The following is a 6,754-nucleotide window of genomic DNA, read 5'->3' as shown; positions in this document are numbered from 1 at the left end:
CGCTGCCGGCCTGAAAGTGACGCCGGCAGTGCGCGCCCTCGCCCACCGCCTGAATGTCGACCTGACCATCATCACGCCGACTGGCCCGGACGGCATGGTCACTGCTGCCGACGTGCAGCGGGTGCACAAGATCCTGACCGAGGTCGGGCCGATGGAGAAGCTGCGCGGCGCCCGCAAGGCGATGGCCCAGAGCATGGCCCAGAGCCGCGACGAAGTGATGCCGGCGACGGTCACCGATGACGCTGTGCTGCATGCCTGGCCAGCAGGCCTGAAGCATGATCTGACCATCCGCCTGATCCGCGCCATCGTCGCTGGCGTCAAGGCCGAGCCGGCGCTGAACGCCTGGTACGACCAGGCCGAAATCGGCCGGCGTCTGCTGGCGAAGATCCACGTCGGCGTCGCTGTCGACACGCCGGATGGCCTGTTCGTGGCGGTGCTGCAGGATGTCGCCTCGCGCTCCGAGGAATCCCTGCGCAGCGGCCTGCAGAAGATGAAGGAAGCCACCTTGAACCGCAGCCTGCCGCCCGAGGAACTGCGTGGCTACACGATCACCCTGTCGAACTTCGGCCGCTTCGGTGGCAAGTACGCGACACCCGTCATCGTGCCGCCGACAGTGGCGATCGTCGCCGCCGGCTCGCTGCGCGATGCCGTGGTGCCGGTCAATGGCCAGATCGTGATCGCCAAGATCCTGCCGCTATCGATCAGCTTCGATCACCGCTGCGTCACCGGCGGCGAAGCGACCCGTTTCCTGGCCGGCTTGATCGCCGATCTGGAGCTGGCGGGCTGAGGGCGGCGCGGCTGGCGAAAACGTCCAAAGTTGTCGCACGCAAAGGCGCAAAGACGCGGAGAAAAGGCCCAAGCGAAAGCTTTCTGAAAAGCTCTTGCTGTTCTTTGCGTCTTTGCGCCTTTGCGTGAGACCAGGCTTCTGCCGTTCGCTTTAGAATCCGCGCCTTGGCTCACGGCGCGGATTTTGCTGACAGCCCTTTCATTGATGGTCATGCGGGTTTTCTGACGTGCGAGTGGTCCTGGTCGATGATGATGGCGGGCGTCTGGCCCTGCTGGATGAGGCCATGCGCGCGGCTGGACATCAGGTGGTGGGCCGGCTGGCGGCGGATGGCGATCTGGTTGCCGCCGTCGACCTGCTGCAGCCGGACATCGTGCTGATCGATGTCGACAGCCCCAGCCGCGACACTCTCGAATCACTCGGCCAGATCAGCCGCGACCGGCCCAGGCCGATCGTGCTGTTCGCCCAGCATTCCGATGCCGAAACCATCCGCAGGGCAATGAAGGCCGGCGTCTCCGCGTATGTCGTCGATGGCCTGAGTGCTGCGCGGCTGGCGCCGGTGATCGAAGTGGCGATCGCTCGCTTCCAGGAATACCAGACACTGCGCGAGGAGCTGAGCTCGACCAAGCTCAAGCTCGCCGATCGCCGCGATGTCGAAAAAGCCAAGGGTCTGCTGATGAAGCGCAAGGGAATCGACGAGAACGCCGCCTACGAAGCGCTGCGGCGCATGGCGATGGATCGCAATCTGCGGCTCGGCGACATCGCCCGTTCGCTGATCGCCGCCGCGGAGCTGCTGTGAGCGGCCCGATCCCACTGAAGCTCGGCCTGCTGCCGCTGGCCGATGCGGCACCGCTGTTCGTTGCTCGCGAATGTGGTTATTTCGCCGGCCAGGGGCTGGACGTCAGCCTGAGCGTCGAAGCGTCCTGGGCTGGCCTGCGCGACAAGCTCGCCGCCGGCATGCTCGATGCCGCCCAGCTGCTCGCGCCGATGCCGCTGGCCGCACAGCTCGGTGTCGACCGCCTCGGCGTGCCGTTCGAAACCGCGCTGACTCTGAGCCGCAACGGCAACGCGATCACCGTCTCGAACGCGCTGCATCGCCGGCTCGAAGCGCCGGCACCGGAACCGATCGCCACCGGTGCGGCGCTGAAGCGGGTGATCGGCGAGGATCGCGCCGCCGGCCGGCCGCCGCGCAGCTTCGCCCACGTGTTCCCGTTCTCGAGTCACCACTACCTGCTGCGCGACTGGCTGGCCGATGCCGGCATCGATCCGGACCGTGACGTGAAGCTGGTCGTGGTGCCGCCGCCGCTGGTGCTGAAAGCACTGCGCGATGGCCGCATCGATGGCTATTGCGTCGGCGCGCCCTGGGGCTATGCGGCCGAGCTCGAAGGCATCGGCCAGCGCTTGCTGGCCACGCACACCATTCGCCCCGGCTGCGCCGAGAAAGTGCTCGGCGTCACCGGCGACTGGGCGAAGCGCCAGCCGGACGCGCATCTGGCGCTGGTCGCTGCATTGATCGAAGCCGGACGCTGGCTCGAACAGCCAGGCAATCGCGCGGCAGCAGCGCAGATGCTGATCGACGCCAAGCTGGTCGGCGCTCCGGACGAATGCCTGCGCGCCGCGCTGCGCGACGATCACGAGGATCTGCTCAGCCCGCAGTTCATCTTTGGTGCGGGCGAGATGCTGCTGCCGCACCACGACGATGCACGCTGGTTCCTGCGCCAGATGCAGCGCTGGGGCCAGACCGGCGATGCCGTGGACATCGAAGGCACGGTGCTGGCCAGCTATCGCCTGCAATTGCATGATCAGGCCAGCAGCCGCGCCACTTCGGTCGCGACGCCGCTGCTTCAATAAGATCGGCGGCGACTTCAGCCGACGACGCGAATCTTCATTTCCCGCTTCCAGGACAGCTCCGTGGCGAGCATCGGCGTCACCTGTGCGTCGCCGTCGCTGGTCAGCGCCAGCACCCGGTCCAAGCCGAGCTGATGGGCCAGCGCCGGCCAGTGCTGCGGGCCGGCCACGAACAGTGCGGCCCCCGCGGCATCGGCCATCGCGCCGTCGGCATGCACTACGGTCAGCGAACGCAAACCTTCTGCCGGCCAGCCACTGAGCGGATCGAGCAGATGCGAGTAGCGGCGGCCCTGATGCTCGAAGGCGCGCTGCTCGTCGCCATGGGTGACCACCGAGCGTTCGCCCGGCTGGACGCTGGCCAGCACGTACTCCTGCTCGCCACCGTCGAAAGGATCGCGGATGCCGACTCGCCAGGGCCGTCCATCGCGATAGCCGCGCGCGCCGACATGGCCGCCGGCATCGATGGTGGCGTCCGGAAAGCCGGCGCGGGCCAGCAGGTCGAGCATCTGATCGACGATGAAGCCCTTGCCGATGGCGCCGAAATCCCAGGCCACGTTCGGCGCCGGACCATAGCTGGCGCCGCCGTCGTACTCGGGCGCCGCGTGCAGCGCCTCGATCAAGGTTTCGATGTCGTCCGCCTCGGGCGGCACGCTGCGCAGCCGCGCCGGATCGTCGAAGCCCCAGAGCCGGACCAGGGCGGCGACTCGCGGCTCGAACTGGCCGCGACAGGCTTCGCGAATCGCCCAGGCCTTGGCGAACAGATCCTTCAGCACCGGCGGCACGGTTGCAGTGCGGCCAGCCAATAATCTCTGGTTGAAGGCCGACAAGGCTCCGGGCCCCCAGGCCCAGGCCTCGCGGCCGAAAGCGATCATGTCGCGTTGCACTTCAGCCATCACCCGGTCGACTTCGCGGCGCGAGCGGCGGTTCGACACCACGGTCACCGTGATCGTCGTGCCCATCGCCAGATAGCGCTGGCGATAGGTGGTCTGCCGGGCCAGGAAATGGCTGACCGCATTGGCACCGGGCTGGGTGTCCCGCGCGTGCCGCAGCTGCGGTCTGACCATGATGTCAGCCACCGTTGGCCGCCTTGCGTCGGCTCTGGCGAATGCGCCACCAGGTCCAGACGCCGCTGATCGACAGCATCAGCGCTAGCACGCCGATGAGGGTGATGATCCAGGCACCGACGACGCCGAACAGGCGGCCGCTGTGGAGATCGATCAGCACCTGTTCAACGAGGATCGATGGCCGCGCGAACTGTTCGATGTTGCTGCGCTGCTCCGCCGGCAAGGGCTTCGGCTCCGACCAAGTCACCGACTGCGGCAACACCGGTGTCCAGGTATTGCCGCCGTCGCCGCTTTCGTAGGCATCGAAATCCTGCACTGCGATCGCGCCGGCCGCGGTGGCGCCGATACGGCGCACGGCCGCGATCGGCAGCACCGGGGGGCGCAGTTCGTCGATCCGTTCACCGGCCATCGTGGTGATCACCAGGCTTTCCGGCGTGCCGATATACAACTGGGTGCCGGTGGGACCGGCGAGCGATACGAAACCGACCGGTGCCGGCAAACGTGGCGACACCTCCTTGGCATCGAGCAAGGTGTTTTCCTTGGTCGCCGCCATCCAGTGACCCGCGGCCTCGAAGCCCATGCGTGGCGCTTCGGCCCGCAGGCCGTACATCGCCGTCAGCCAATCCCAGCGCAGCCTTGCGGTGTCGAAGCCCAGCTCGTTGCTGCGGGTCAGCAAGGTGCCGCTGACGCCGAGCCAGAGCACGAAGAAGGCCGCCGTCAGGCCGATGCGCTGATGCCACTGGCGCAGCACCGCAGTCAGGCTGCGCTTCGGTTTCGGCCGCGCCACAACGCCCTTCGCCGAGGTCGGCGCGGCAACTCTGCGCAGACGACGCACGAGACGCCGGGCCAGATGCACCGGGCGCGACTTGCTGGTGGATTCGGCGGCCATGGCCTCAGGCCGCTGCCATGCTGTCGAGTATCAGCGCCGTTGCCGCCATGCGCTCCATCATCTTCACCGACAAGGTGGCGCCGGAAATGTTGTCGACGGTCTTGTCGAGCTTGGCGCCGGCCAGCTTGGCGCCGGTGATCTTCTTCAGCCACGAGGCTTCGGCAATCTGCTCGCCGCGCGATTCGCGATAGATCAGTACGCGGGCGGAATCGATGCTGCCGTCCTTGACCACGAAACCGGAGGTGGTCAGCTGGTAGCCGACCTTGCCGATGTCATCGAGGATCCAGGCGCTGCGACCATCGGCTTTCCAGTAGCGAAGCTGCGCCTGGGGATAGGCGCGACCGAAGGCGGCGGTGAGCTTGGCCTGCGCGGCGGCATCGAGCATCAGCAGCTTGGGCGCGGGCGGCGTGCTGCCGAACACTTCGGTCAAGAAGGCGGTCGGCGTCTGGAAGGTGGTCCACAAATCGGTGGCTCTGCCGATCGAGGGCAGCATCAGGCCAGCGAAGAGGCCGCCGACGGTCCGCAGCAGTGAACGGCGGGATACGGGCTCCAAACCAGAAACGAGGTCCGGAACGGGTGATTGGATGTCTCTGTTTCTATGCTTTGTCATGATCTCTGGGTCTTTATTTTTAGTGGTGTCCACGGATTAGGTGGATCGTTTGATTCCAATCGACGCCTGCAAAAGGCCCGGACGCTGCCGACAACGGCAGAGTCCGGGCAAACGGGTTTCAACGGTGCCTTCAGCTGGCCAGAGCCTTCAGCGGGTAACGATGGAACGCTTGAACGGTGCCAGTGCAGCAATCAGCTGGTTGCAGGTGTGATACGGGGTACGGACGTCTTCGCAAGCGAGATAGGCGTCTTCGACGACTGCATTGAACTGCGTCAAGGTGATGCCCATTTCGCCGTGTGCAGCACTCATGCTGGCACCTTGATATTCCACTCCGGGGCCACCGAGCATCACGCCGACCAGCTGCTTGTTGAGGCTGATCTGACGCTCGACCTTGCCGTGAGCGGCAAAGATATGATTGATGCGGTTGTCGGCCATGATGTATTTGAACAAGGCTTCGGTCCAACGGGCGACACCGTATTCGCCACCGAACTTTTCATAAGCATCCGACGAGATCTGCGGATAGGTCGACTGAGGCTTACCTTCCGGTGTTTCCGAACCGGCGGCGAAAGCCGACAGTGACGACAGGCTCAACGCCGTCGCGAGTACCAATTTGTTGAACGACTTCATGATGACTTCTCCTTGAAAGGACAGCACTTAGATTGGGCGATTGGATTCGGATGGGCGCTTTAGAAGCTCGCCTGCACCGAGAAATACGCACCGGTCTGCTTGGGGGTCAGAGTGATGTTTCCGAGGTTGGCGTATGCAGCGACGAATGACAGGTTCTTGTTCGGGAAGTAGGCGAAGAACACGTCGAACCAATCGCTTTCGCGCTGGGTCAGCGTGTCATTGACGTTGTTGACGATCTGCCCGACCGGGCCGGATACGCCGATGTTGTTCAGCGCGCCGGTGATGTTGCCGAGCACCGTGGTATCGATACCGCCAACGTTCACACCACGACCATCGGTGTTCTTGCCGTGGGCTGCGTACTCGGCACCGATCGCCACGTTCTTGGCGAGCAGATAGGCGAACGACACTTCAGGACGGAACTCGCGGCTGTTCTTGTTCGGGCCGCCGAAACCGGTCAGACCGGTCTGATTCGCGGCCGTGTAACGCACGGTGAGGTTGACCAGAAGATCGAGCGGGAAAAAGATCTTGGTGACTGCAACATAGGCTTCGAAATCCTTGCGCTTGTTGGCCAGCAAGGTGCGCATCAGCTCATCGTTGTGGTTGATCTTGTAGAAGCCGCCAATGGCCACCTGCGGAATCAGCGTGTCCGAGTCATAGATCGATTCGCCGAGCACACGCAGCTTGGCGCCGAAGATATCCATGCGGATCGACGTGTTGAATGGATCGATGCCGGTATCGTTCTTGCCACCGCCGGTCAGCGTATTGGTCAGCAGGCCAACGGTGTTGAACGTGCTGCCAGTCGGCAACAGATCGTAGGCGTACGAGAGTTCCAGACGATCGTAGAAGCCGACCGCGACACCGAGCGAATTCAAGCTGTAATTCGGCAGATTCGCGTAGGTGTAGTGGATGCTGCCGTTGATGCCCTGGTTGGT

Annotated in this window: 8 protein-coding genes; 3 read left to right on the top strand and 5 right to left on the bottom strand. The window is 64.7% G+C overall.

Features of this window, described 5'->3' with window-relative positions; genetic code table 11:
- The 3 genes from QZY06_RS20245 to QZY06_RS20235 all read left to right on the top strand — a co-directional run.
- A partial coding sequence (locus tag QZY06_RS20245; RefSeq protein ID WP_295687617.1) for a dihydrolipoamide acetyltransferase family protein occupies window positions 1–787 on the top strand: 787 nt, incomplete at its 5' end.
- Between the two features lie 226 nt (window positions 788–1,013).
- Window positions 1,014–1,583, top strand: coding sequence for an ANTAR domain-containing response regulator (locus QZY06_RS20240; protein WP_022977690.1), 570 nt, complete (start codon window positions 1,014–1,016; stop codon window positions 1,581–1,583).
- On the top strand, window positions 1,580–2,635 hold the full coding sequence (locus QZY06_RS20235) for a CmpA/NrtA family ABC transporter substrate-binding protein (RefSeq protein WP_295687612.1): 1,056 nt from the start codon (window positions 1,580–1,582) through the stop codon (window positions 2,633–2,635). Before QZY06_RS20240 ends, QZY06_RS20235 begins: the two co-directional genes overlap by 4 nt.
- A gap of 14 nt (window positions 2,636–2,649) precedes the next feature.
- Here the strand turns inward: QZY06_RS20235 and QZY06_RS20230 are convergent, their stop codons facing one another.
- From QZY06_RS20230 to QZY06_RS20210, 5 genes are all read right to left on the bottom strand, one after another.
- Entirely contained in the window at window positions 2,650–3,696 is a 1,047-nt protein-coding gene (locus QZY06_RS20230; protein ID WP_295687609.1) for an FAD:protein FMN transferase, read from the bottom strand.
- Window positions 3,697–3,700: 4 nt separating this feature from the next.
- Window positions 3,701–4,585 carry a PepSY domain-containing protein gene (locus QZY06_RS20225; protein WP_295687606.1) on the bottom strand — a complete coding sequence of 295 codons (885 nt, stop codon included), beginning with the start codon at window positions 4,583–4,585 and terminating at the stop codon, window positions 3,701–3,703.
- A 4-nt stretch (window positions 4,586–4,589) separates the two neighbouring features.
- Window positions 4,590–5,078 carry an FMN-binding protein gene (locus tag QZY06_RS20220; protein ID WP_295687604.1) on the bottom strand — a complete coding sequence of 163 codons (489 nt, stop codon included), beginning with the start codon at window positions 5,076–5,078 and terminating at the stop codon, window positions 4,590–4,592.
- Window positions 5,079–5,342: 264 nt separating this feature from the next.
- Window positions 5,343–5,822, bottom strand: coding sequence for a group 1 truncated hemoglobin (locus tag QZY06_RS20215; RefSeq protein WP_295687601.1), 480 nt, complete (start codon window positions 5,820–5,822; stop codon window positions 5,343–5,345).
- A gap of 59 nt (window positions 5,823–5,881) precedes the next feature.
- Window positions 5,882–6,754 (bottom strand): DUF3034 family protein (locus QZY06_RS20210; protein ID WP_295687598.1); only part of this gene is annotated, 873 nt, incomplete at its 5' end.

The organism is uncultured Nevskia sp., assembly GCF_903885465.1.
Lineage (GTDB): Bacteria > Pseudomonadota > Gammaproteobacteria > Nevskiales > Nevskiaceae > Nevskia.
The sequence above is the reverse complement of the archived record's forward strand: the minus strand, read 5'-3'. Positions and strand labels throughout refer to the sequence as shown.

What these genes read in the sequence shown, in the direction of transcription:
- QZY06_RS20230 (WP_295687609.1), bottom strand. Translation starts at nt 3,696, where the DNA reads ATGGTCAGACCGCAGCTGCGGCACGCGCGGGACACCCAGCCCGGTGCC.
- QZY06_RS20225 (WP_295687606.1), bottom strand. Translation starts at nt 4,585, where the DNA reads ATGGCCGCCGAATCCACCAGCAAGTCGCGCCCGGTGCATCTGGCCCGG.
- QZY06_RS20220 (WP_295687604.1), bottom strand. Translation starts at nt 5,078, where the DNA reads ATGCTGCCCTCGATCGGCAGAGCCACCGATTTGTGGACCACCTTCCAG.
- QZY06_RS20215 (WP_295687601.1), bottom strand. Translation starts at nt 5,822, where the DNA reads ATGAAGTCGTTCAACAAATTGGTACTCGCGACGGCGTTGAGCCTGTCG.